Origin of the sequence: Novosphingobium resinovorum, assembly GCF_027922145.1 — a bacterium.
Taxonomy (GTDB): Bacteria; Pseudomonadota; Alphaproteobacteria; order Sphingomonadales; family Sphingomonadaceae; genus Novosphingobium; species Novosphingobium resinovorum.
Map to the genome: position 1 here is coordinate 404532 of NZ_BSFC01000030.1, position 24296 is coordinate 428827.

Annotated in this window: 19 protein-coding genes; 14 read left to right on the plus strand and 5 right to left on the minus strand. The window is 67.3% G+C overall.

Features of this window, described 5'->3' with window-relative positions:
- Positions 1 to 45: 45 nt before the first annotated feature.
- Entirely contained in the window at positions 46 to 723 is a 678-nt protein-coding gene (locus tag PKE80_RS19755) for a TetR/AcrR family transcriptional regulator (RefSeq protein ID WP_271183984.1), read from the minus strand.
- An 87-nt stretch (positions 724 to 810) separates the two neighbouring features.
- Between PKE80_RS19755 and PKE80_RS19760 the strand changes: the two genes are divergently transcribed.
- The 3 genes from PKE80_RS19760 to PKE80_RS19770 all read left to right on the plus strand — a co-directional run bounded on the left by PKE80_RS19760 (position 811) and on the right by PKE80_RS19770 (position 4953).
- Complete coding sequence (locus tag PKE80_RS19760) at positions 811 to 1911, plus strand: LLM class flavin-dependent oxidoreductase (protein ID WP_271183985.1); 1101 nt, start codon at positions 811 to 813, stop codon at positions 1909 to 1911.
- A gap of 61 nt (positions 1912 to 1972) precedes the next feature.
- Positions 1973 to 2572, plus strand: a complete 600-nt coding sequence (locus PKE80_RS19765; protein WP_271183986.1) for an NADPH-dependent FMN reductase — start codon at positions 1973 to 1975, stop codon at positions 2570 to 2572.
- On the plus strand, positions 2569 to 4953 hold the full coding sequence (locus PKE80_RS19770) for a beta-glucosidase (protein WP_271183987.1): 2385 nt from the start codon (positions 2569 to 2571) through the stop codon (positions 4951 to 4953). The genes PKE80_RS19765 and PKE80_RS19770 overlap by 4 nt, the downstream gene beginning before the upstream one ends.
- Positions 4954 to 5110: 157 nt before the next feature.
- Here the strand turns inward: PKE80_RS19770 and PKE80_RS19775 are convergent, their stop codons facing one another.
- Positions 5111 to 6325, minus strand: coding sequence for an MFS transporter (locus PKE80_RS19775; protein ID WP_271183988.1), 1215 nt, complete (start codon positions 6323 to 6325; stop codon positions 5111 to 5113).
- A 220-nt stretch (positions 6326 to 6545) separates the two neighbouring features.
- On the opposite strand from PKE80_RS19775, the gene PKE80_RS19780 reads away from it, so the two are divergent.
- From PKE80_RS19780 to PKE80_RS19790, 3 genes are read left to right on the plus strand one after another with little or no spacing between them, the layout of a single operon-like run.
- Positions 6546 to 7172, plus strand: coding sequence for a gluconate 2-dehydrogenase subunit 3 family protein (locus tag PKE80_RS19780; RefSeq protein WP_271184019.1), 627 nt, complete (start codon positions 6546 to 6548; stop codon positions 7170 to 7172).
- Positions 7172 to 8869: a GMC oxidoreductase gene (locus PKE80_RS19785; protein ID WP_271183989.1), complete on the plus strand. Its 1698-nt coding sequence runs from the start codon at positions 7172 to 7174 to the stop codon at positions 8867 to 8869. The genes PKE80_RS19780 and PKE80_RS19785 overlap by 1 nt, the downstream gene beginning before the upstream one ends.
- On the plus strand, positions 8866 to 10317 hold the full coding sequence (locus PKE80_RS19790; protein WP_271183990.1) for an MFS transporter: 1452 nt from the start codon (positions 8866 to 8868) through the stop codon (positions 10315 to 10317). Before PKE80_RS19785 ends, PKE80_RS19790 begins: the two co-directional genes overlap by 4 nt.
- A gap of 34 nt (positions 10318 to 10351) precedes the next feature.
- Here PKE80_RS19790 and PKE80_RS19795 read toward each other — a convergent pair whose 3' ends face one another.
- Together PKE80_RS19795 and PKE80_RS19800 are read right to left on the minus strand one after the other, a co-directional pair.
- Positions 10352 to 10750, minus strand: a complete 399-nt coding sequence (locus tag PKE80_RS19795) for a C-glycoside deglycosidase beta subunit domain-containing protein (protein ID WP_271183991.1) — start codon at positions 10748 to 10750, stop codon at positions 10352 to 10354.
- Positions 10750 to 11754: a sugar phosphate isomerase/epimerase family protein gene (locus tag PKE80_RS19800; protein ID WP_271183992.1), complete on the minus strand. Its 1005-nt coding sequence runs from the start codon at positions 11752 to 11754 to the stop codon at positions 10750 to 10752. Before PKE80_RS19800 ends, PKE80_RS19795 begins: the two co-directional genes overlap by 1 nt.
- 306 nt (positions 11755 to 12060) lie before the next feature.
- On the opposite strand from PKE80_RS19800, the gene PKE80_RS19805 reads away from it, so the two are divergent.
- The 5 genes from PKE80_RS19805 to PKE80_RS19825 are packed head-to-tail and all read left to right on the plus strand — an operon-like array spanning position 12061 to position 17040.
- The gene (locus PKE80_RS19805; protein WP_271183993.1) at positions 12061 to 13188 is read left to right on the plus strand and encodes an FAD-dependent oxidoreductase; all 1128 of its coding nucleotides are present in this window, start codon (positions 12061 to 12063) and stop codon (positions 13186 to 13188) included.
- Positions 13189 to 13206: 18 nt separating this feature from the next.
- Complete coding sequence (locus tag PKE80_RS19810; RefSeq protein ID WP_271183994.1) at positions 13207 to 14109, plus strand: VOC family protein; 903 nt, start codon at positions 13207 to 13209, stop codon at positions 14107 to 14109.
- Positions 14110 to 14112: 3 nt separating this feature from the next.
- The gene (locus PKE80_RS19815) at positions 14113 to 15270 is read left to right on the plus strand and encodes an alpha/beta hydrolase family protein (RefSeq protein ID WP_271183995.1); all 1158 of its coding nucleotides are present in this window, start codon (positions 14113 to 14115) and stop codon (positions 15268 to 15270) included.
- Entirely contained in the window at positions 15267 to 16073 is an 807-nt protein-coding gene (locus PKE80_RS19820; protein WP_271183996.1) for a cyclase family protein, read from the plus strand. Before PKE80_RS19815 ends, PKE80_RS19820 begins: the two co-directional genes overlap by 4 nt.
- Before the next feature lie 7 nt (positions 16074 to 16080).
- Positions 16081 to 17040 carry a fumarylacetoacetate hydrolase family protein gene (locus PKE80_RS19825; protein WP_271183997.1) on the plus strand — a complete coding sequence of 320 codons (960 nt, stop codon included), beginning with the start codon at positions 16081 to 16083 and terminating at the stop codon, positions 17038 to 17040.
- 29 nt (positions 17041 to 17069) lie between these two features.
- Here PKE80_RS19825 and glpK read toward each other — a convergent pair whose 3' ends face one another.
- On the minus strand, positions 17070 to 18572 hold the full coding sequence (gene glpK / locus PKE80_RS19830; protein ID WP_271183998.1) for a glycerol kinase GlpK: 1503 nt from the start codon (positions 18570 to 18572) through the stop codon (positions 17070 to 17072).
- A gap of 171 nt (positions 18573 to 18743) precedes the next feature.
- On the opposite strand from glpK, the gene PKE80_RS19835 reads away from it, so the two are divergent.
- The 3 genes from PKE80_RS19835 (at position 18744) to PKE80_RS19845 (ending at position 24078) form a co-directional block, all read left to right on the plus strand.
- Positions 18744 to 20291 (plus strand): glycerol-3-phosphate dehydrogenase, encoded by a 1548-nt coding sequence (locus tag PKE80_RS19835; protein ID WP_271183999.1) that lies wholly within the window; start codon positions 18744 to 18746, stop codon positions 20289 to 20291.
- A 129-nt stretch (positions 20292 to 20420) separates the two neighbouring features.
- Positions 20421 to 21674 (plus strand): MFS transporter, encoded by a 1254-nt coding sequence (locus tag PKE80_RS19840; RefSeq protein WP_271184000.1) that lies wholly within the window; start codon positions 20421 to 20423, stop codon positions 21672 to 21674.
- Positions 21675 to 21678: 4 nt separating this feature from the next.
- A complete protein-coding gene (locus tag PKE80_RS19845) occupies positions 21679 to 24078 on the plus strand; it encodes a glycoside hydrolase family 31 protein (RefSeq protein ID WP_271184001.1) in 2400 nt (799 codons plus the stop codon).
- The last annotated feature ends 218 nt before the right edge of the window (positions 24079 to 24296 follow it).

The following is a 24296-nucleotide window of genomic DNA, read 5'->3' on the forward strand; positions in this document are numbered from 1 at the left end:
CGCGCCCCTCGATTGTGTCAGACTGCCGGAAAGGCGAAAGCCGCGTCAGGCATCCGCCTTGAGGTAGGCGAGGCACATCCGGCCCAGCTCTGTGTTGAGCTGCTCCCAGTCGTGGGCATAGGCGGACTCGGCTGTCGAGCCCAGGCTCAGCTGGCGGGCGAGCGTTGCGAAGATGATCTGGTAGGCGGCATTGGCCTTCAGTTCGTGGTCTTCGCCGCCGAACGCCTCGCGGTATTCGAGCATCGCCGCGATGCCCATCGCGGCGGCGCGGTTGGCGCTCTGCTTGCCGGGTTCGGACACCAGCGGGTCGAACGAGGCGCGCTGCATGCTCAGGCGCAGCAGCGGCGCATGGTCGCGCAGCACTCCGGCGAACGCCTGCACGTAGCGCGGCATGAACGTGTCGAGCGAGGTCGCCTTCGCCTTGACCGCCACCATCATCGCGTCCTCGTCCGCCGCCATGCGTTCGAGGTGGTTGGCGATCACCGCGCGGACCAGGTTCTCCTTGCTCTTGAAGCGCAGGTAGATCGACCCGATCGAGACGGCGCCCGTCTGGCTGACGTCCTGGAGGGTGAACTCCTCGCTACCCCGTTCGAGCATCAGCTTTTCGGCGGCGACGAGCATGCGCTCGAACGAGGCCTTGCTGCGCCCCTGTTGCGGGGTTCGACTGACGGTATCGACCGCCAGCGTTTTTTCGGAAGCGCGAGGCTTTGGACGTGTTGACATGACCGCAATAAACACCTTATCGAAATAAGAACGTCAATTCTAATTTAGCGACATATCCATGTCGCGATGATTCCCTTGGGAGGGTACATGCGCTTTTCCGTCTTCCTGAACGCCCGTTCGCTCGGCCCCGAGCAGGATCGCAAGCTGATGAAGGACCTGGAGGCGCACGCGCGTCTCGCGGCCTCGCTGGACTACGATGCGATCTTCCTGCCGGACCATCACTTCAACGGTTACATGCCGGTGGCGAGCGACAGCTTCATCTTCGCAGGCTACCTTGCCGGGCAGATGCCGCACATGCATTTCGGTTTCTCGGTGGTGTCGGTGCCGCTGCATCACCCCGTGCGTTTCGCCGAGCGGATCAACGTCCTCGACCAGCTGACCGACGGCAAGCTGCTCGTCGGCGTCGGCTCGGGCACCACGCCCGAGGAGATGATCGGGTTCGCGGTGGACTACAGGGACGCGGGCGCCCTTGCCGAGAACAACCTCGCCATCGCCGAGCAGCTCTGGGCCAAGCGGATGGACGATCCCGCCGTGGTCATCGAGAACGGCCCGTACAACGGCCGCGTCCTCCAGCGCATCACGCCTGCGCCCTATACGCCCGGCCATGCCCGCCTGATGCCGGTGGCGATGAAGGAGGCCAGTTCGCGCCGCGCTGCCGAGCACGGCTGGCCCGCCTTCATCCCCGCCTTTACGCCGCCCAAGATCGGCGGCACCGAGCCTTTCGTCCACGTCAAGAAGTGGTTCGACATCTACAAGGGGTTCCTGCTCGAAGCCGGCCACAGCGACGAGGTGGTCGCCTCCGCGCTCGACTGGACGACGCACACCTATCAGGTCGTCCACGTCGCCGAGACCGACGAGCAGGCGCGCGAGGAACTCGAAGTCATCCTGCGCAGCTATCAGGACGCGGTCGAGCGTGAGGCCGAATTCAACGCCCGCGCCGAGAGCGACGACGCCAACAAGAAGACCGACCGCACGCCCGATGCGCTGACCGACGACTGGATCGGCACCTGGTGCCTCTACGGCTCGCCCGAGACGGTGATCGAGCACCTGAAGCCCTATCAGGAGCTGGGCATCGGCAACATCCTGTGCGGCACGACGACCGGCCCGCTGACCGACGAGCGCCTGCAGCTGGGCAATCAGACGCTGCACCTGCTTTCCGAAAAGGTGATGCCCGCGCTCAAGGGCTGAGCCGAGCCGACGACGACAGGGCGCCCGCGAGAAGGGCGCCGCCTTATCAGGAGAGCGCATAGTGACCGCAACTTCATCGCCCCGCCGCAAGCGGGTGGTCGGCCTTGGCGGGACGTTCCGCCAGGCCTCTTCCAGCGAGCGGATCGTGCGGGCCGTCCTTGCCGAATGCGCGGCGATGGGCGCCGAAACCACGATGTTCGACGGCCCCTCGCTTGCGCGGCTACCGCACTTCAACCCGGAGAACCCCGAGCGCACCGCCGAGGAACAGGCTCTGGTCGAGGCGGTGCGCGGCTGCGACGCGATCGTCATCGGCAGCCCCGGCTATCACGGCGGCTACTCCGGTCTGGTGAAGAACGCGGTCGATCTCCTTGAGGACTTGCGCGGCGATGCGCGGGTCTATTTCGACGGGCTGCCGGTCGGCCTCGTGGTGACGGCGGCGGGCTGGCAGGCTTGCGGGACGACGCTTTCCGCGCTGCGCGACGTCGTCCACGCGATGCGCGGCTGGCCCACGCCGGTCGGCATCGCGGTCAATTCGGTGGAGCAGCGGCCGTTCGGTCCTGACGGCGCACTGGCCGACGATGGCATCGCCCGCGCCGTGCGGGCGCAGGCACAGCAGATCATGGGTTTCGCATTCGAGGTTTCGGCCGGGGGGTTGGCATGACGGACATTACGCTCACGCAGGCGAGCGCACTCACGGCGGGCGGGGCGATGTGGTCCTCGGTCGCATTGCCCGAGGCGGACATTCCGGCCTTCACCATGTCCGATGGCCCGCTCGGCATCGCCAGCGGCCGGGTGGACGAGCGCGACATCGCGCTGCTCAGCCCGTGCTCGACTTTGCTGGGCGCGACGTGGGACCGCGACTTGTGCCGCCGCGTCGGCGAACTCGTCGGGCACGAGGCGGTCGCGCGCGGCGTCGATGCGGTGCTGGCGCCCAATCTCAACCTTGCGCGCAGCCCGCTGGCGGGCCGTGCCTTTGAGTATTTCTCCGAGGACCCGGTGCTGGCAGGTGTTCTCGGCGCCGAGTGGGCCGTGGGCCTGCAGTCGACCGGCACCGGCTCGGTCGCCAAGCACCTTGTCTGTAATGACAGCGAGACCGCGCGTGACGAAATCGACGTGCGCGTCGATGACCGCACCTTGCGGGAAGTCTACCTGCTGCCGTTCGAATATGCGGTCGATGCGGGCTGCGTCGGCCTGCTGGCGGCCTACAACCGCGTCAACGGTTCGTGGTGCGCGGAGCAGGCCGAAGTGCTGACCGGAATCGTCAAGGGCGAGTGGGCTTTCGGCGGTCTCATCATGAGCGACTGGTTCGGCACCCATTCGACCGAGGGCTCGATCAACGCCGGGCTCGATCTGGAGATGCCGGGGCCGGCGCGGTTCCTCGGACCCAAGGTGGAGGCGGCCGTCGCGGCGGGCTCGGTCCTGCGCAGCCGGGTCGATGATGCCGCTGCCCGTGTCACCGCCGTCGCCCGCCGTCTCGATGCGCCCAAGGCCGCGCCTGCGCCGATGGATCAGGCCGAGGCGCTGCTGGTCGAGGCCGCTGCAGCGGGCTTCACCCTGCTGCGCAACGAAGGCGCGATGCTGCCGCTCGAACCGGGGACAGTGAAGCGGCTGGCGGTGATCGGCCCCAATGCCTACGCGCCGTGCTTTCAGGGCGGGACCTTCGCGAAGATTTCGATCTCGCCCGATGCGCCGACGCCGCTGGAAACGCTGCGCGAGACCTATGGCGACAGCTGCGAGCTGGTGTTCGAACCCGGCGTCGATCCGCAGCCGCGCCTGCCGGGGATGCCGGTGGTTCCGGCGCTCGACATCGGCGACGGCTGCACCCGCGGCATGACGCTCGAATACTTCGCGCAGCCCGGCTGCACCGGAGAGGTACTCTCGCGCGAGACGCGGGATACCAATTCGCTGGTGTGGTTCGTCGGCGTACATGAGCAGGCGGAATTCACCCGGCCCGGATCGCTGCGCGCTTCCGGCCGGTTCACGGCGGAAAGCGCGGGGCTCTACAGCTTCTACCTCGGCTCCACCGGCGCGGCGCGCATCCTTGTCGATGGGCGGGAAGTGCTGACGGCGGGCGGCGAAGTCCCGGCTTCCGAGATCATGGGCGTCCTCAAGCGCGGCGACGCCGACATGGCCGCGATCGAACTGGCCGAGGGGCAGGAGGTCACCGTCACAGCCGAATTCGAGTGGCTGGGCGGTCGCGTACAGGGTCTTTGGTACGGGGTGCGCAACCCCGACAGCGCCGAGGCCATGCTCGCCCGCGCCGTCGAGGCCGCGCGGGGAGCCGATGCGGTGCTGTTGCTGGTGGGCGAGACATCGGATTCCAGCGTCGAAAGCAAGGACCGCGCCGACACCCGCCTGCCCGAGATGCAGGAGCGCCTGATCGCGCAAGTCTGCGCCGTCAATCCACGCACGGCGGTAATCGTCAACGTCGGCCATGCCTTCGACTGCAGCTGGGAGGACGGTGCTGCCGCCGTTCTCTCGGTGTGGTATCCGGGGCAGGGCTTTGCGCAGGCGCTGGCGGACGTGCTTTGCGGCCGCCGCGAGCCGCGCGGGCGTCTGCCGGTGACGATCGCGGCCGACGAAGCGGACTATCCCGCCTTCGACCTCGCCCCTGCGGAGGACGACGGGACGCTGACTTACGCCGAGGGCACGCGCTTCGGCTATCGCGGACTGGTCGCACAGGGGCGGGCGGCGCGCCATCCGTTCGGCAGCGGCCTTGGCTACGCGCAAGTGCTTTGGAGCGATGCGCGTGCCGAGGACGGGGCGATCTCGGTGGCGCTGACCAATCCGGGCGAGCGCGAGACCTGCGAGATCGTGCAGGTCTATCGCGACGAGCCGGAATGCGCGCTGGTCGGCTTCGCGCGCGCCATTCTCGCGGCCGGAGAGACGCGGCGGGTCACGGTGCCGCTGGAGACCAGGGCACTGCGCATCTGGGGCGAGGAGGGCTGGATGCCCGTCGCCGATCGCCTGATGCTTCGCGCCGCACGGCATTGCGAGGATGCCGGGCTGCCGGTCGAGGTCACGCTCGCCGCATTCGCCTGAGGGTCGAGGTTAAAAGAAAGGGGCCGGCAGGACGCATTGTCCTGCCGGCCCCTTTTTGTCGCTTTCCCACACCGCCGTCATTGCGAGCGGAGCGAAGCAATCCAGGGCGGCACTGTGCCGTCTGGATTGCTTCGCTCCGCTCGCAATGACGAGAGGTTCAGGCCGTGCGCGGCACCGCCGGGCTGGCGCGCAAGGCGGCGACGACCGCCACCGCCATGCCGACCAGCGCCGCGCATCCGCTCGCGACGAAGGCCCCCTGCATCGTCCCGGTCGCGAGGTTCATCTGGTGGACCAGCCACGGCGAGCTGAACTGGCCGAAGAAGAACGCGCCGGTCCAGATGCCCATGCCGCGGCCGCGATGCTCGAAGGGGAACTTGGTCTGCGCCCACGCCACCAGCATCGGCACCGCCATGCCTGCGGCGGTCTGCTGGATGCACAGGCCCACGACCATCTCGCCCGGCGTGCGGGCAAGGCCGATCACGGCAAGCCCGGTGCCGATGATGCCGAAGAAAGTGGCCAGTTGCACCGCGTTCGCACGTCCCGAGAGAATGCGGAACAGCAGTGCCCCGGGGATCACGAAGAGGCTGGGCAGGAAGCTCATCCGGCCGACCGCGCCGGGGTCACGGACGCCGACTTCTCCGAAGGCGATGCTGCCATTGACGATGAAGACGTAATAAAGCGCCGAGGAGAACAGCGTGACGAGCGCCACCGTTGCCGCTGCCGCGATCGGGAAAGCCGAAATGCCCGCCGTCGGCGTTTCGGCCTGCACCTTGGCCATTTGCGCCCGCTTCGGCTCGAACATGAAGGTGAGCATCGCGAAGAAGATCGGGAAGGCCACCAGATATACCAGGAAGCCGCCGTTCCAGCGCAGCGAGGCCACCGTGCCCGACAGCAGGATCACCCCCGAGGCAAGGAACGGCCCGACCACGCCTTGCACGAACAGCCAGTCGCGGCGCCCGGTGTCCTCCCAGTAGTCGGCGATCAGGGTGTTGACGATGGTGAGGATGCCCGCCTCGCACACACCCAGCATCAGACGCGTGGCGAAGATCTGGTCGAGGTCGTCGAGGAAGAACGGCGCGGTGCCGAACAACCCGTAGAAGAACGTACAGCCCAGCAGCAGCCGCCTCCGTCCGAACTTGTCGACGAAGAACCCCGCGAACGGCGCGAGCACGGCTACGGTCAGGCCCGGAGCCGTGACCATGAGCGGCACTTTCGCGGCCGCGTCGGGGTCGGTGGCGAAGTGCTGGATCATCGAGGCGACGATCGGGAACATCGAGACGATGGCGAAGATGGGCAGGAACGCCGCCGACACCAGGGTCACGCCCTGGGGTCGCATCGTCAGCCTGCCGAAGAATCGGGATACCGGGTTCATGCTACTCCCAACTGCGCTCTGGATCGGCGCATATTAGAATTCGTATTCTCGTTTGGTATCCGGCGATGGGCGCCCGGTCAATGCACTTGTTTTGCCATGACGGGCTTGACGAGCGTGCAATTCAAAAATTAGAATGATAATTATAAAAATGGGCGAAGGTGCAGATGAAACGGCGTTTGCGAATGGACATGACATGCAGTGGCGCGGCCTTGCGGGAGCGATGCGCGTGAGCGGCTGGACGCGCCGCGATTTCGCGGGCGGCGTGGCGCTGTTCGCGCTGGCGCTGGGCATACCGGCGGCAGCGGTGAAGCTCACTGACCTCGCCGCCGAGGATGCGCCGAGCGACCGCCAGAGCACGTTGATGACCGAGGTATCCGATCTCGTAATCCCGCGCACCGATACGCCCGGTGCAAGGGACGTGGGGGTCGGCGATTTCGTGGTCCTCGCCCTCGCCCATGGGCTGAGCGGCACCGGTGCGCCGATGGCTGCGGAGACGGTGACGGCGGAGCTCGTGCCCTTTCGCCGCCGTGACGGATCGCTGCGGCATCTGGCGTGGCTGGAGCAGGTGCTCGACCGGGCGGCGGGCGGAGACTTCCTGCGCCAGCCGCGCGAGCGGCGGGCAGAACTTCTCTCCGCGCTGGATGCCCAAGCCTTCGTACAAGGGGCGGCGTTCTCGCCCTGGACCGCGATCAAGGGGCTGATCCTGACCGGCTACTACACCAGCGAGGCGGGCGGATCGCAGGAGCTGCGCTACGATCTCGTTCCCGGCAAGTGGGAGTGGGACATTCCGATCACGCCCGGCATGCGGGCATTCTCCAGCGACTGGACGGCAGTGGATTTCGGCTGATGACGGGCAACAACACGCAATTCGACGCGATCGTCGTCGGCTCTGGCATCACCGGCGGCTGGGCGGCCAAGGAACTGACCGAGGCGGGCCTCACCGTCCTGATGATCGAGCGTGGCCGCAAGATCGAGCATCAGGTCGACTACGAGACAGAGACAAAGTCTCCGTGGGACATGGAGTTTCGCGGGCAGGGCGACGCAGCGCTCTATGCGCGCGAATACCCGGTGCAGATGCTCAACCGGCACTTCAACGAATTTACGCAAGGCCACTTCGTCAACGATGCGCAGGAGCCTTACCAGAAGGCGCCGGGCAAGGATTTCGACTGGTTCCGCTCGTACCAGCTGGGCGGTCGCTCGCTGACCTGGGGGCGCCAGTGCTATCGCTGGTCGGACTACGATTTCGGCGCCAACAAGCGCGACGGCTTCGGCACCGACTGGCCGATCCGCTACGCCGAACTCGCGCCGTGGTACGACCGGGTCGAGGAGTTCGTCGGCGTGTCGGGCGCGGCGGAGGGGCTGGCGCAGTTGCCCGACGGGCGCTTCCTGCCGCCGATGGAACTCAATTGCGTCGAGCAGGCGACCCGCGAGCGCATCCTTGCGAAATACCCCGACCGCGTCATGACGATCGGCCGCACCGCCAACCTCACCGAAGCGCGCCCCGAACAGGGCCGCGGGCATTGCCAGTACCGCAGCATCTGCGCGCGCGGCTGCTCCTACGGCGCTTACTTCTCGACCCAGTCGGCGACGTTGCCGGCGGCGCAGAAGACCGGGCGGTTGACGGTGGTGACCGACGCGCAGGTGCACAAGCTGGACTACGATCCGGCGACGAAGCGGGTCACCGGCGTCCACTGGATCGACACGAAGACGGGCGAGGGGCGGCAGGCGCACTCGCGGATCGTGTTCCTCAATGCGGGCGCGTTCAACTCGGTCCACCTGATGCTCAATTCGGCGAGCGAGGCGATGCCTCGTGGCCTCGCCAATTCCAGCGGCGTGCTGGGGACGCATATCATGGACCACGCCAACACGATGGCGGGCATGGCGGTGATGCCCGGGTTCGAGGGGCGCACCACGTTCGGCAACCGTCCGACCGGCATCGTCATCCCGCGTTTCCGCAATCTGGAGACGATGGACGGCAAGGGCTTCACGCGCGGCTATTCGTTTCAGGGCGGCGCGCTGCAGGGCACGTGGACGCGCGGCAAGCGCATGGCGGGCATCGGAAGTGCCTACAAGGACGAGCTGCACGATATCGGTCCCTGGACGATGGTGCTGGTGGTCTTCGCCGATTCGATGCCGCGCGCCACCAACCGCCTGACCTTGAGCAACCGCACCGACCCGCGCGGCGTGCGCCAGCTGGAGATCGCCTTCGAGCACGGCAGGGAGGAACTCGCCGCGCTGTCCGACGCGAAAACCGAGGCGGCGGCGATGCTGACGGCGGCGGGCGGCCACGTCGTCATGGGCTTCGACCGGCCGGGCCACGGCGGTACCTCGATCCACGAGATGGGCGGCGCGCGGATGGGCTGGGATCCCCGGACTTCGGTGCTCAACCGCTGGAGCCAGGCGCATGACGTGCCGAACCTGTTCGTCACCGACGGCGCGCAGATGAGCTCGTCGGCCTGCCAGAACCCTTCGCTGACGTACATGGCGCTGACCGCGCGGGCCTGCGATGCGGCGGTGAAGATGCTTCGGGAAGGGGCGATTTGACGCCCGATGCGCCGCCGCCGCCAGCGGTGAAGCACGGTTCGGGCCTCAGCGAGCGGCAGAAGTCGCTCGCTTACCTGACGCTGATGGTGGCGCTGGTGCTGGAGATCGTCGACGTCACGATCGTCAACACCGCGCTGCCGGTGATCGAGCGCGATTTCGGCGCCATGGCCGCGCAGGCGCAGTGGGTGGCGGCGGGCTATTCGCTCGCCTTCGCGCTGCTGCTGATGCTGGGCGGACGGCTGGGCGATTCGTGGGGTTACCGGCGGCTGTTCGTCGGCGGGGTCGGCGGCTTCACGCTGGCTTCGATCCTCTGCGGCCTTTCGGGAAGCCCCGACCAGCTCATCGCCGCGCGCGTGCTGCAAGGATCGGCGGGCGCGATGATGGCGCCGCAGGTCATGGCATTGGTGCAAGTGCTGTTCGAGCCGCTGGAGCGCGTCGCCAAGCTGGCATGGGTGGGCGTGATCGGCGGGCTCTCGGCGATCTGCGGGCCGATTCTGGGCGGGCTGCTGATCCATGCCGACCTGTTCGGGCTGGGCTGGCGCAGCGTGTTCCTGATCAACGCGCCGGTCGGCCTCTTCGCGATGGTGGTCGGCTGGAGGCTGCTGCCGGATGCGCGATCGTCGAACGCGCGAGGCGTCGATCTTGCCGGGACGCTGCTGTTCGCGGGCGCGATGGCGGCGCTGCTGGTGCCGCTGGTGCGGGGCGCGGACTTCGGCTGGCAGGCGTGGCACTTCGCGCTGCTGGCCGCCGCGCCCTTGCTGCTGGCGCTGGTCTGGCGCCGCACCCGCGCGCGGGCCGCCAGAGGCACCGCCGCCCTGTTCGCGCCGGAGCTTTTCGCCGAGCCGCAGTTCGCGCTGGGCCTCGCGATCGCGCTGCTGTTCGGTGCGGCGACCGGCGGGTTCCTGTTCGTCTTCGCCTTCGGAGCGCAGAAGCTGCTGGGCTATTCGCCCTTGCAGACCGGGCTGCTGCACATTCCCTTCAGCGTGGGCGTGATGCTGGGCATCGCGTTCCTTGGCCGCAAGCTGCTGATGCGCCGGGGCAAAGGCGTGCTGGTGCTGGGAGCCGGGCTCATGGCGCTGTTCGCGGGTGGCTCGCTGGGGTGGATCGGCTGTGCCAGTGCTTTGGCCAGCCCTTGGGCATGGGCGCTGCCCTGTCTGGCGCTGGCGGGCACCGGCATGGGCATGACCACCGGGCCGCTGACCCCGGTGATGCTGGCACGGGTCGATACGCGCCATGCCGGCGCGGCGAGCGGGCTGATCAAGACCGTGCAGGAACTCGGCATGGCGCTGGGCATCGCGGTGGTCGGCACGGCCTTCTTCGCCGGAGCGCCGCGCGGGCAGGTGGGCGCGGTGTGGCCCGCCATCGCGGTCATCGAGGTGTTGCTGGCGGCGTGCCTGCTGCTGGCCCTGCGTTTGCCCGCAAGGCTGTTCCCGGAGCACGACGCTTGAATGGAAAGGGGCGGCTGAGCCGCCCCTTTCAACGTCAGATCGATACCGTCTTGCGGTCGGTGTTGATCGAGGGGAACGGCAGGTAGGACACCCGCAACTGCTGGAGCAGCGTGAGTTCGTGCTCGCCCGCCGGGAAGCCGCCGGGATAGTCGACGAGAATCGTCGCGGGTGTGCCGAAGGGCCAGCGGCGGTCGTAGGCCAGTTCCATCTCGTCCAGCGTCAGGGCGCCCCCCGTGCGGCCGCCGCCTTCATCGAAACGCACGGCTTCGCGGGCAAGGGGCTCGCCGTCGATGGACACGTCCAGCTTCTCGATCATCGAAAGGCCGAGGCCGCGGTAGTAGCCGAGCTTGGCCTCGAAGGCGAAGCCGGTGGGGGCGTCCGCCGGGCCGGTGTTGCGCAGGCTGGCGGCGTTGATCAGGTACTTGTCGAACATCAGGCGATCTCCAGCCGGCTTTCCGCCTTGGCGATGAGGTTTTCGAACATGACGTGCTGGCGGCGCACCTGCTCGCGGCTGTCCACCTCCTCGACGTCCTGGATCCAGCGGTTGCCTTCGTATTCGCTGGAAAGCGTGCCTTCCCAGCCGCACTTCACCAGTTCGGGGATCACTTCGTCATAGGCGATCGTCGGGTCGGTGCAGTCCTGCGTCATGCCGTAGAACTTGGCCTGGATATGGCGGAAATAGGGGGCGTAGTCCTTGATCCGCCTGGGGTTCGCGTAAGGTGCATGGCGCAGCGTCTCGGCCATGGCGATCTCGGCCTTGTTGCCGCCCATCTTCACCGCGACTTCGTAGATCGTGTATTCGCACATGATCTTCTGTTCGTGCTGGTCGACGATGAACTGCGCGATTTCGGGGCGGGCGCCCTGCCGTTCGAACCGGGCGCGGAATTCGGGTGGGTAGTGCTTCATGAATACGCCCATGTCGGGCAGGATGCCGAGGTGCCTGGTGCCGAGGCGGTCGGCGACGTCGATCGTGCGCAGGATCCACGCATGTTCCAGATGCCAGGGCGCATGGACCTCGACGCCCATGTGGACGTCTAGCTGTTCGGCATAAGGCACGCACTTCTCGAGGATGTCGGGACGCACGAAGATCAGCACGCGCATGTTGCGGATGCCGAGGCGGTTGCAGAGCACGAGGTCGCGCCGGATGCTCTCGACCTGTTCCTCGTCGGACAGGACCTCGCCCTTGCGCAGCTTGGTGTCGAGGAACATGTCGTAGCAGGTGAAATGCGCGCCGTGACGGGCCAGCATGTCCTGCCACTCGCCCAGTTGCGCATCGGTGATGTTCGGGAACGTCGGCATGTTCTGCTCGGGCAGGATCTCGATGCCCGGTGCGCCGATCGACGCGGCGAAGGTGACGACGTCCTCCACGCTCATCCGGCCCAGGAACATCTCCTCCTGGAAACTGTAGAGGCTCACGCCCCGCTCAATCTTGGACATTGTGGCCCCTTTCGAATGGGCCGTTTCGCAGCGGCATACGAAAGCGCTTCCGGCCCGTGCGGCCCGTCGCTTCTCCCGGATACGCGGCGTTGCGGCCGTCTATATTAGAATAGAAATTCGTATTTGGACTCGGATCGGGGCGCTGTCAATCTCTTGACGTCCCCCGAATCTATAATTAGAAATATCGTTCTAATTTACAAGCACCGGGCGCAAAGCTGCGCCGGTTCGGATCATGAGCCCGGGAGAGAAACATGCGGCCAATCGATGATACTGCCCATGGTACTGCAACGAGGGCGGGCGCCCGCCATGCATGACCTGAACGTCCTGATCATCGGCGGCGGCATCGGCGGCCTGTCCGCCGCGATCGCGCTCGGCCGCGCGGGCCACCGGCTGACGGTGATCGAGCGTGACCCGGAGTGGTCGGTCTACGGGGTAGGCATCATCCAGCAGGCCAACGTGGTGCGGGCCATGGACCAGCTCGGCGTGCTCGACGCATTCCTCGACGCGGCCTGCGGCTTCGATGCAGTGGAGATCTACCTGCCCTCCGGCGAGCGCGTCGCGCGGGTACCGGCGCCGAGCCTCGTGCCGGGCAAGCCCGCCAATGTCGGCATCGGCCGCCGCGCGCTGCAGAAGGTGCTCGGCGACAGCGCGAAGGCGCTTGGCGCGGCGATCCGGCTGGGCGTTACCGCGACTGTGCTTGAGGATGACGGCGCCGATGATAGCGGAGGTGTGGCCGTCAGCTTCTCGGACGGCAGCGCGGAACGCTTCGACATCGTGGTGGGCGCCGACGGGGTCTATTCGCAGACGCGCGAGGCGATCCTGCCGGGCGCCGCCACCCCGGAATTCACCGGGCAGGGGGTGTGGCGCTACAACTTCCCGCGTCCCGCCGATCTTGATGCGCTGCATGTCTACAACGGCCCCGTGGGTGTCGGCCTCGTGCCGATGAGTGCCGAGGGGATGTACCTCTTCGCGACCAGCCCCGAACCGGGCAATCCGCACTATCCTCGCGAGGGCCTTGCCGCCGCGATGCGCGGCAAGCTGGCGAATGCCGCACCGCAGATCCGGGCGCTGGCTGAGCAGATCACCGACGATGCGGGCGTGGTCTATCGCCCGCTGGAGGGGCTGATGGTCCACGGTCCCTGGCACAAGGGCCGCGTGGTGCTGCTCGGCGATGCGGTCCACGCGACGACGCCGCATCTGGGGCAGGGCGCCGGGATGGCGATCGAGGATGCGCTCGTGCTCGCCGAGGAACTGGGCCGCAGCGACGCGCCGGAAGCCGCCTTCGCCGCCTACCGCGAGCGCCGCTACGAACGCTGCCGCTACATCGTCGAGAAGTCGCTGGAGATCTGCCACGGCCAGATCGGCAAAGGCCCGCAAGTCGACAACCACAAGGCCACCGCAGAGATGTTCGCGGTCGTCTCGCAAGCTATCTGATCAGGCAAGGACAGACCCATGACCCGAGTGACCGAGATCCGTTATGTCGGATATGGCGTCGAGGATTTCGACGCCGAACGCGCTTTCTACACCAACGACTGGGGCCTCGTCGAAGTGGCCGGTGATGACCAGATGGCGTGGTTCAAGACCCACGGCCATGACGAGCATCACGTCGTGCGGTTGCACAAGTCGGACGCCAACCACGTCGAGGTGATCGCCTTCGCCGCCGACACCCGCGAGGATGTCGATACCCTGCACGACAAGGTCGCCCAGGCGGGCTGCCGGGTCGTCCATACCCCGCGCGATCTCGATGCGCCGGGCGGCGGCTACGGCTTCCGCTTCTTCTCGCCCGACGGCCTGCCCTTCGAGATTTCCGCCGAAGTCGCGCGCTCTGCCAAGCGGGCGATGGAGCGCTGGGAAGGCATGCCGGTGAAGATCAGCCACATCGTCGTCCACTCGCCCGACCATCAGGGGCTGGTGCGCTTCTTCACCGAGGTGCTGGGCTTCAAGGTGAGCGACTGGCTGGGCGACTTCATGTGCTTCCTGCGCTGCAACGAGGCGCACCACCGCGTCGCCATCCTGCCCGGACCGCCGTGCCTCGACCACGTCGCCTACGACATGCTGACGGTGGACGACATGTTCCGCGGTGCCCACCGCCTCAAGCAGCACGGCACCGACATTCGCTGGGGGCCGGGCCGGCACACGGCGGGCAACAACACCTTCAGCTACTTCGTGACGCCGGGCGGCTTCGCGGTCGAGTATACTTCCGAACTGGAGGACGTGGACTTCGAGAACCACGTCCACAAGGTCCACGTGCCCGCGCCGCTGGTCATGGACCAGTGGAGCATCGGCGTCGGCGGTCCCCAGACGATGCCGCACCCCAGGCCCGACGCGAAGCTGTTCCAGCCGGCGGAGGTGTGACAGGTGGCCCTCTTCGAATACTTCCCGAACTACATCTGGAACCTCTCGGTCGCGATCGCGATGGAATCGGGCGCGCAGCTCGGCGAGATCATCGACATGTGCAAGCCGATCCGCGACGCGGCCGACAGCGGCGCGGACGCGGGCACACCGCAGTTCATGAAGGCATGGGCGGCGATGGGCGACAAGCTGCTCGATCTCGCCGCCGAGGACGAGGCGAAGGGCTGCGCCTTCTCTGCCTCCAGCAAGCTGGAACGCGCCTCGCTCTACCTGATCACGGCGGAGCGCATGCAGGGCCACGGCGCACCGGGGCGCGAGGCGACTTACGCGAAGGCGCGCGAGGCGTTCGACCGCTCGACCGCGCTGGGCAAGCTGAACCGCGAGCGCGTCGAAATCCCGCTGGAACAGGGCACCATGCCCGCGTTGTTCACCCGCGCTCCCGGATCGGGCCGCAAGCCCGTGGTGGTGTTCTGCAACGGCCTCGATAGCTGCAAGGAGCTGCTCTACTGGACCCGGCTCCCTGAAGAACTGGCGCGGCGCGGCATCTCCACCCTTTGCGTCGACCAGCCCGGCTCCGGCGAGGCGCTGCGCCTGCAGAGCCTGCCGGTCGACCCGCATTCCGAAAGCTGGGCGAGCAAGGCGGTGGACTGGCTGGAGCAGCAGCCCGAAGTCGATCCCGGGGCCATCGGCATGACCGGCATCTCGCTCGGCGGTCACTTCGCGCCGCGCGCCGTCGCCTACGAACCGCGCTTCGCCAGCGGCGCGGTCTGGGGCGCCAACCATAACTGGCGCGAGGTGCAGGACAAACGCATGTCGCGCGAGGGCGAGAACCCGGTGCCGCACTACTGGGCGCACGTCCACTGGGCCTTCGGGGCCGAGGGTCAGGAAGACTTCCTCGCCAAATCCGAGGCGATGAACCTCAACGGCCATATGGACGGCATCAGGGTTCCGTTCCTTGTTACCCATGGTGCGCAGGACCGCCAGATCAGCGTCGCCTACGCCGACGACCTTTATGACCAGCTCGTCAACTCGCCCCGGCGCCAGAAGGTGATCTTCACCCCGCGCGAAGGCGGCGTCGAGCACGTCGGCGCCGACAACATGGCCTATGGCCGCGACCTGATCTCCGACTGGTTCGCCGAAACGCTTGGAGGAGCAACCGCATGAGCCCCCGTAGTGCCAACAGGCAGTTCATCGACCTCTCGATCACGCTGTGCAACGACGTGGTCAGCGACCCGCCGTTCCTCAAGCCCGAGATCACCTACCAGAACCACATGGACACGGCGGGCGAACTGGACATGTTCTTCCCCGGCGTCACCGCCAACGACACCCCCGACGGCGCCGGTTTCGCGGCCTCCGAATGGGTGAAGCTGACGACGCACAGCGGCACGCACCTCGACGCGCCCTACCATTTCCACCCGACCATGAACGGCAGGGACGGCGAGCCCGAACGCTCGATCACCATCGACGAAGTGCCGCTGGAATGGTGCTTCCAGCGCGGGGTGAAGCTGGACTTCCGCCACCTGCCGGACGGCCATGTGGTCACCGCCGCCGAAGTCGAGGCGGAACTCGCGCGGATCGGCCATGACCTGCAGCCGCTCGACATCGTTCTCGTCAACACGGCGGCGGGCAAGGCGCTCGGGCGGCCGGACTTCGTGAACGTCGGCTGCGGCATGGGCTACGAGGCGACGATGTACCTGACCGAGCGGGGTGTGCGCGTCACCGGCACCGACGCCTGGTCATGGGACGCGCCTTTCGCGCATACCGCGAAGAAAGTGCAGGAGACCGGCGACACCTCGCTGATCTGGGAGGGCCACAAGGCCGGGCGCGACATCGGCTACTGCCACCTCGAAAAGCTGCACAACCTTGAGGCATTGCCGCCGCACGGCTTCACCGTCAGCTGCTTCCCGCACAAGATCAAGGGCGCCTCGGCGGGCTGGACCCGCGCCGTCGCCATCATAGAGGACTGAGCCCGCCATGCGCCTCGCAACGCTTGCCGACGGGACGCCGGACGGCCGCCTCGTCGTGGTTTCGCACGACGGCGCGCGCTGCCTTGCGGCGTCAATCCCCAACCTGCTGGGCGCGATGGAGGACTGGACGGGTGCGGAAGCGCTGCTGCGCGATCTTGCCGCCCGGCTCGCAGCGGGAGAGGGCGATCCGCTCGACCCCCCGCTTCTGCGCGCGCCGCTCCCGCGTTCGTGGCAGTGGCTCGACGGTTCGGCATTCGGCACACACGGCGAACTCATGCAGATCGCCTTCAACCTGCCGCCTATCGAGACCGACCGTCCCCTGATGTACCAGGGCATGTCCGACCGTTTTCTCGGTCCCGCCGACCCGGCGGCGTTCCCCAGCGAAGCCGACGGCATCGACTTCGAGGGCGAATTCGGCGTCATCGTCGATGCGGTGCCGATGGGGGTGACGCCGCAGCAGGCGCTCGGCCACATCCGGCTGGTGGTCCAGATCAACGACTGGTCGCTGCGCGCGATCGCGCCGATCGAGATGAAGACCGGTTTCGGCTGGGTCCAGGCCAAGCCGGCCTGCTCGATGGCACCTTTCGCCGTCACGCCCGATGCGCTCGGCGCGGCATGGCGCGACGGGCGTGTCTGCATGGATCTGCAGATCGACTGGAACGGCAAGCGCTTCGGCCGGGCGAGCGGCGGCGCCATGGACTTCGGCTTTCACGAACTTGTGGCCCACGCCGCTCGCACGCGCGATCTGGTCGCGGGCACGATCATCGGTTCGGGCACGGTGTCCAACCCGGATTATGCAGAAGTCGGTTCCAGCTGCATCTCCGAAGTGCGGGCCATCGAGATGATCCGCGACGGCAAGCCCTCCACGCCGTTCATGGCCTATGGCGACAGGATTCGCATGGAAGCTCTGGCGGCGGACGGCGGTGCGCCATTCGGCGCGATAGACCAGACCGTCTCGCGCGTCTGAGGTACCTCCCTTTTCCGGTGCTGTAGGAGTCAGGCGGCTTCCAGCCTGACCGTCGCAGCCGCCAGTGCCCGGCGCCATCCCGCCAGCAGGCGGTCGCGGACGTCGTCCGGCATGGACGGCAGGTAACACGTCTTCTCGCTCCGGGCTGCGGCGATGGCCTGCGTATCCGGCCAGACGCCGACCGCAAGCCCGGCGAGGAAGGCAGCACCCAAAGCGGTCGTCTCGAGATGCGCGGGGCGTTCCACCGGGATGCGCAGTATGTCGGCGAGGAACTGGCACAGCCAGGCATTGGCCGCCATGCCGCCGTCCACCCGGATGGCCGATGGGCGTGTGCCGCTGTCGGCGATCATCGCCTCGATCAGATCGAGCGTCTGGTAGGCGACCGCCTCCAGTGCGGCCCGGGCGAGGTGGGCGGGTTCGGTGTCGAACGTCAGGCCGACGATCGTGCCGCGCGCGTCCGGGTCCCAGTGCGGGGCGCCCAGGCCGACGAAGGCGGGCACCATGTAGACGCCGTGGTTGTCGGCGATGCGCGTCGCCATGTCGTCGGTCTGGCGGGCGTGCGTGATGATGCCGAGCCCGTCGCGCAGCCACTTCACCGCCGCGCCCGCGGCGAAGATCGAGCCCTCCAGCGCATAAGTCATGCGTCCGCCGATGCGGTAGGCGGGCGTCGTCAGCATGCCGTGCTCGGAGGTTACCGCCGTCTCGCCGGTGTTGAGCAGTACGAAGCAGCCGGTGCCGTACGTCGACTTGACGGTGCCGGGCGCGAAGCACGCCTGCCCGACCAGCGCCGCCTGCTGGTCTCCGGCGATGCCCGCCAGCGTGACCGGGGCGCCGAAAAGCTCCGGCAGCGTCTGCCCGAAGACGTGGCTGCTGTCCTCCACCTGAGGCAGCATCGCCATGGGCACGCGCAGCAGGGCGCAGAGATCCGCGTCCCAGCGCTGCGCGTGGATATCGTAGAGCAGGGTGCGGCCCGCGTTGGTGACGTCGGTGGCGTGGACCGCGCCGCCGGTCAGGCGCCAGAGCAGGAAGCTGTCGATCGTCCCGAAGGCCAGTTCGCCGCGCTCCGCCCGCTCGCGCGCGCCCTCCACCGCGTCGAGGATCCAGGCGACCTTGGTGCCGGAGAAGTACGGGTCGAGCAGCAGGCCGGTCCGCGCGCGCACCATGGCCTCGTGCCCGGCCTCGCGCAGCTGGGCGCACGTGCGGGCAGTGCGCCGGTCCTGCCAGACGATGGCGCGGTGGATCGGCTCTCCGGTCGCGCGGTCCCATACCACCACAGTCTCGCGCTGGTTGGTGATGCCGATGGCGGCGAGGTCGGCGGCGGTGATGCCCGCCTCGGCGATGGCCTCGCCGACGGTGGCGACGACATCGCGCCAGATGTCCTCCGGATCATGTTCGACCCAGCCGTCCTCGGGATAGTGCTGGGCGAATTCGCGCTGCGCGGTGGCGAGCGGACGGCCCTGCGCATCGAAGACGATGCTGCGGGTCGAGGTCGTGCCCTGGTCGATGGCGAGGATATACGAATCGGCTGGCACTGGGCATCTCTCCACGCGGCATTGAGGTCAGTTGACTTTGGGCAGATATTTTTCTTCTGGTAAGGCCAATCTACTACTCATATAGAGCACGGCGTCAATCGCCCGAACGGGATGATGGTTAGGGCGTCGCTCGGCGGGAGCGCCGCGATGGCCCGTGAAAGAGGATGTCGAATGCCTTCTTCGGACAGTTCCGTGCCGCTGGATACCGCTTGTGTGCCGTTGAGTGCCGCCGAGTGCACCTACGATCTGCTGGTCGTCGGTGGCGGCATCAACGGTGCGGGCATCGCCCGGGATGCGGCAGGGCGCGGACTTTCGGTGCTTCTGGTGGAGAAGGAGGACCTTGCGCAGCACACCTCTTCGGCCAGCACCAAGCTGATCCACGGCGGCCTGCGTTACCTCGAATATGGCGAATTCCGACTGGTCCGCGAGGCCCTGATCGAGCGCGAGCGGCTGCTGTCCATGGCCCCGCACATCATCTGGCCGCTGTCCTTCGTGCTGCCGCAAGTCAACAGCCCGCGCCCCGCCTGGCTGGTGCGGCTGGGGCTGTTTCTCTACGACCACCTCGGCGGTCGCAAGGTCCTCCCCGCCACCCGCACGATCCCGCAGCTGGCCCGCGATCCGCGCGGTAACGGTCTGAAATCCGGCGCAAAAGCTTTCGTCTATTCGGACTGTTGGGTAGAGGACAGCCGCCTCGTCGTTCTCAACGCAATGGACGCAGAGGCGCGCGGCGCCCGCATCTGCACGCGCACCCGCCTCGTCTCCGCCGAGCGCTCCGACGGCCTCTGGACCGCGACGATTTCGGATGCGCAAGGAAGGCATAACGTCCGCGCCCGAGCCCTCGTGAATGCCGCCGGTCCATGGGTCGCCGACGTGATCGCCCGCGTGCCCGATGGCCGCAGCGATCGCGGCGTCAGGCTGATCAAGGGCAGCCACATCGTCGTCCCGCGCCTTTACGAAGGCGACCATGCATTCCTGCTGCAAAACCCTGATAAACGGGTAGTTTTCGCGATCCCCTACCAGGGCGAATTCACCCTCGTCGGCACTACCGACGAAGCCTGGGACGAGGCCCCCGGCGCCGCCGCGATCTCCGAGGGAGAGACCCGCTACCTGCTCGACACCGTGGCCCGCTACTTCACCCGCCCGATCGGGGAGATTGATCTGGTCTGGAGCTACGCTGGCATCCGCCCGCTCTACGACGACCGCGCCAGCAGCGCCTCGGCGGTCACCCGCGACTACGTGCTCGACCTCGATGCGGAGGACGGCCGCGCGCCGATGCTCAACATCTTCGGCGGCAAGATCACCACTTATCGCAAGCTGGCGGAGCACGCGATGGAGAAGCTCGCCCCGCTCCTTTCGCCGCAATCCGGCGCCTGGACCAGCGGTGCGATCCTGCCCGGCGGCGACATGCCCGAAGCGGACTTCGAACGCTTCGCCGCGACCCTGATTGCCCAGCGCCCGGGCCTCCCCGCCGCCCTCCTTCGCCGCCTCGCCCGCGCCTACGGCACCCGCGTCGCCACCCTGCTCGGAGACGCGCGCGACGTGGCGGGACTCGGCCACCATTTCGGCGGCGACCTCTACGCCGCCGAGGTCGATTATCTGGCCCGCCACGAGTGGGCGCGGACCGGCCGCGACGTGCTGTTCCGGCGCTCCAAACTCGGCCTGAAACTCGACAAATCGGTCGAATCCGCGCTCGATGAACACATTGCTGCATGGTCGTGATGTGGCCTGCCCAAAATGGTAAGACCTCTCTGGACATGGCGGTTTTCCGCGACTAATCAACGATAAGAATCTTGGGAGACAGAGCATGAAGGCGGTCGGAATCCGGACGCGGGCCAGCGGAGCGAGGCAGTGAGAACCGTGCGCAACTTGCGCTGGTGGATCGTCGCGCTGATCTGCGTCGGCACGATCCTGAACTACCTCGCCCGCAATTCGCTCGGCGCGCTGGCTCCCGAACTGACGAACGTGCTGCATATCTCGACGCAGCAGTACAGCTACATCGTCGGCGCCTTCCAGCTGGCCTATACGGTGATGCAGCCGGTCTGCGGCTGGATCGTCGACCGGGTAGGCCTGCAGATCGGCTTCGCGCTCTTCGCCGCCGCATGGTCGATCGCCAACATGGCCCACGCCTTCGCGGGCGGCTGGATGGGCCTCGCCTTTTTCCGCGGTTTGCTGGGGATGAGCGAGGCCGCTGCAATCCCCTCGGGGATGAAGGCCATTGCCGAGTGGTTCCCGGCCAAGGAACGCTCGGTCGCCACCGGCTGGTTCAACGCGGGCACCTCGCTCGGCGCGCTGATCGCGCCGCCGCTGGTCATCGCCGTCTCGCTCGCCGCCGACTGGCGCGCCGCTTTCCTCGTCACCGGCGGGGTGGGGCTGTTCTGGGCCTACGGCTGGTATCGCCTTTACCGCTCCCCGCAGAAGCACTGGGCGATCACCCCGGAAGAGCGCGCCTATATCGAGCACGACCGCCCGGTCGCGCCCGCCCGCCGCGCCTCGGCGAAGGAGATCGTCTCCAGCCCGCGTTTCTGGTCTATCGCCATCCCGCGCTTCCTGGCCGAGCCCGCGTGGCAGACTTTCAGCTTCTGGATTCCGCTCTATCTGGCGCACGAGCGCGGCATGGACATCAAGCAGATCGCGCTGTTCGCCTGGCTGCCGTTCCTAGCGGCCGACCTTGGAGGCGTGCTGGGTGGCTACCTCTCGCCGTTCTTCATGAAGCGCTTCGGCATGAGCCTGATCCCCTCGCGCGTCACGGCGATCAGCCTAGCTGCCGTGCTGATGATCGCGCCGGGCTGCATCGGTCTTGCCGCCGATCCCTACACCGCGATCGCCCTGTTCTGCGTCGGCGGCTTCGCGCACCAGATCATCTCGGTGCTGATCAACACGCTGAGCGCCGACGTCTTCTCGCCCGAGGAAGTGGGCACCGCCAATGGCTTCGTCGGACAGGCGGGCTGGCTCGGCGGCCTGCTGTTCTCGCTGCTGATCGGGCAGCTGGCCGACAGTGTCGGCTATGCTCCGCTGTTTGCCTGCCTTTCGGTTTTCGACCTTCTCGGCGCGGCCGTGCTGATCGCCATGATCGGCCGCCTGCGCTCCGCCGTTTCGGAGTAAGTTCATGCGTCAAGCGACCCTCTCCCGCCCGCCGCTGTTCCACGTCGCCGAGCGCGATACCGGCCGCATAACCCTGCGCAGCGATACCGCCGCCGTCGCGCATGTCTTCGTGCTGGAGGAGGACGTCGTGCGCCTGCTCCTGCTCCCCGAAGGCACCGTGAAGGGGCCGCCGAGCTGGGCCGTCGCGCCCGGCGCCGAGGACGTCGCCGAGCCCGGCCGCGACCGCATGAGCGTGGAGGGCTTCGCCTGCCCCGACTACCGCCTCGACGACGCCGACGGCACGCTGGTGATCGAGACCGCGCGCATCCGCCTGACGATCCGCCTCGACGGTTTCCACTGCGGCTGGGAGCAGCGCGCCGGTGACGGATGGCAGCTGATGATGGCCGATCGCCCGACGCAGAGCTATGATTTCGGCTGGTGGGACGGCCGTGTCTCGCACTACGTCGCGCGTCCGGCGGGCGAGCGCTACTACGGTCTTGGCGAGCGTTCGGGCGGCATGGACCGGACAGGGCGGCGCCTGCGCATGACGAACCTCGACCCAATGGGCTACGACGCGCAGAGTTCGGACCCGCTCTACAAGACGATCCCCTACCTGCTCGTCGCCGATGCGCAGAACGTCTGCCACGGCGCGTTCTACGACATCATGGCGGACGTCACCGTCGATCTCGGCGAGGAGCTGGACAACTACCACGGCCATTATCGCTCGGTCGTGGCTGATAGCGGCGACCTTGACCTCTACATGATCGCCGGGCCTGACGCGCTGGCGGTGACGCGCCGTTTCACGTGGCTGACCGGCCGCCCCGCGCTGATGCCGCGCTGGGCGCTGGGCTATTCCGGCTCGACGATGACTTATACCGACGCCCCCGATGCGCAGGCGCGGATGCAGGATTTCGTCGACAAGCTGGAGGAGCACGACATCGGCTGCACCTCGTTCCACTTGTCCTCGGGCTACACCTCGATCGGGCTGAAGCGCTACGTCTTCAACTGGAACCGCGACAAGTTCCCCGATCCCGCTGCCTTCGTCGAGGGCTATCGCGCCGCGGGGATCGAACTGGTGCCCAACATCAAGCCCGCGTTCCTGCGCGACCATCCGCGCTTCGCCGAACTGGCCGAGGCCGGGCTGCTGGTCGCCGACGCCGATGGCACGCCGATCGAGGTGCAGTTCTGGGACGAACTGGGCTCCTTCATCGACCTGACCAAGTCCGAAGGTGCGGCCTGGTGGCGGGCGCAGGTGAAGGCGGCGCTGCTCGATTACGGTATCCGTTCGACGTGGAACGACAACAACGAATACGGCGTGTGGGACCGGCGGGCGTTGTTCGACTTCTTTGGCTCGCCGCGCCCGGCCGCCGAGGCGCGGCCCTTGCAGTCGCTGCTGATGATGCGGGCTTCGCGCCGGGCTCAGGTGGAGCATGACGCGGTGCGCCGTCCTTACGTAGTGTCGCGTAGCGGCATGGCGGGGCTCCACCGCTATGCGCAGACGTGGACGGGCGACAACCGCACTGACTGGAAGACCATCCGCTACAATGCCAAGATGGGGCTGGGACTGGCGCTTTCAGGCGTGTCCAACAGCGGGCATGACGTGGGTGGGTTCGCGGGCCGCAAGCCGGAGCCGGAACTGTTCCTGCGCTGGGTGCAGGCGGGCGTGCTGATGCCGCGCTTCTCGATCCATAGCTGGAACGACGACGCCAGCGTCAACGAGCCCTGGATGTACCCGGAACAGCTTCCCGCGATGCGCCGCCTGATGGCGCTGCGCCAGACGCTGATCCCGTATTTCTCGGACCTGCTCTGGCGCTATCACCGCGATTACGAGCCGGTTTCGCGCCCGCTCTGGCTGGACTTCCCTGAGGATGCCGCAGCCTGGACCGACGATGATGCGCATCTGCTGGGCCGCGACCTGCTGGTCGTTCTCGCCTGTGAGGAGGGCGTCGATACCGTCGGGACCACCTTGCCTGCTGCAGCCGACTGGATCGACCCCTGGACCGGCGCCGTCCACGTGGGCGGAGGGGCCGTCACCCTCGCGGCGCCTCTCGACGGCCTGCCGCCGGTGCTCGCCCGTGCGGGCAGCACGATTCCGGTCGATCTCGCCCAAGGCGGGGTGCGGCCGGGCGCATTCGAGCGGGGCCTCTGGCTGTTCCCGCCGACGCGCGGTGACAGCGCTGCGTGGTCCTTCCACGAGGACGATGGCGAGGGTTACGGCGACGCCGATGTCTGGAGCGGCACGTGCCGGGCCACTGCCGACGAAGTCACTGTGACCGTCGAGCGCACTGGCGAGGGCGTTTTCGGGAATGGCACCATCACACTGCTCCTGCCGATCGGCGATTCGCGCAAGCTGGTGGTTGATGGCTACGAAAGCACGCCGGCAGAACATGACGGCCGCAGCGGTGTGCGCATAACGGTGGCCTGACCGCGTGAAGGGTTGGTCTGCACAGCTCTTCTTCATCGCGGAATGGCTGAAAACCTAGATTTATCGACGAAATCGGACGTTCCGGGGAGTTGGCTCTTCGGAGTGTTCTGCTGCCTGTCTGCTGCTCGCCTTTTAGAGGCGATATAAATTCCGCGAATAGAGCAAAACATTTATTGCCATTGGTAAGGTCAGTTGATAATCCGCTGACCACAGGCTGA

Coding starts and splice junctions, on each gene's coding strand:
- PKE80_RS19755 (WP_271183984.1), bottom strand. CDS start 723: ATGTCAACACGTCCAAAGCCTCGCGCTTCCGAAAAAACGCTGGCGGTC.
- PKE80_RS19760 (WP_271183985.1), top strand. CDS start 811: ATGCGCTTTTCCGTCTTCCTGAACGCCCGTTCGCTCGGCCCCGAGCAG.
- PKE80_RS19770 (WP_271183987.1), top strand. CDS start 2,569: ATGACGGACATTACGCTCACGCAGGCGAGCGCACTCACGGCGGGCGGG.
- PKE80_RS19775 (WP_271183988.1), bottom strand. CDS start 6,325: ATGAACCCGGTATCCCGATTCTTCGGCAGGCTGACGATGCGACCCCAG.
- PKE80_RS19780 (WP_271184019.1), top strand. CDS start 6,546: ATGCGCGTGAGCGGCTGGACGCGCCGCGATTTCGCGGGCGGCGTGGCG.
- PKE80_RS19785 (WP_271183989.1), top strand. CDS start 7,172: ATGACGGGCAACAACACGCAATTCGACGCGATCGTCGTCGGCTCTGGC.
- PKE80_RS19795 (WP_271183991.1), bottom strand. CDS start 10,750: ATGTTCGACAAGTACCTGATCAACGCCGCCAGCCTGCGCAACACCGGC.
- PKE80_RS19800 (WP_271183992.1), bottom strand. CDS start 11,754: ATGTCCAAGATTGAGCGGGGCGTGAGCCTCTACAGTTTCCAGGAGGAG.
- PKE80_RS19805 (WP_271183993.1), top strand. CDS start 12,061: ATGCATGACCTGAACGTCCTGATCATCGGCGGCGGCATCGGCGGCCTG.
- PKE80_RS19810 (WP_271183994.1), top strand. CDS start 13,207: ATGACCCGAGTGACCGAGATCCGTTATGTCGGATATGGCGTCGAGGAT.
- PKE80_RS19820 (WP_271183996.1), top strand. CDS start 15,267: ATGAGCCCCCGTAGTGCCAACAGGCAGTTCATCGACCTCTCGATCACG.
- PKE80_RS19825 (WP_271183997.1), top strand. CDS start 16,081: ATGCGCCTCGCAACGCTTGCCGACGGGACGCCGGACGGCCGCCTCGTC.
- PKE80_RS19835 (WP_271183999.1), top strand. CDS start 18,744: ATGCCTTCTTCGGACAGTTCCGTGCCGCTGGATACCGCTTGTGTGCCG.
- PKE80_RS19845 (WP_271184001.1), top strand. CDS start 21,679: ATGCGTCAAGCGACCCTCTCCCGCCCGCCGCTGTTCCACGTCGCCGAG.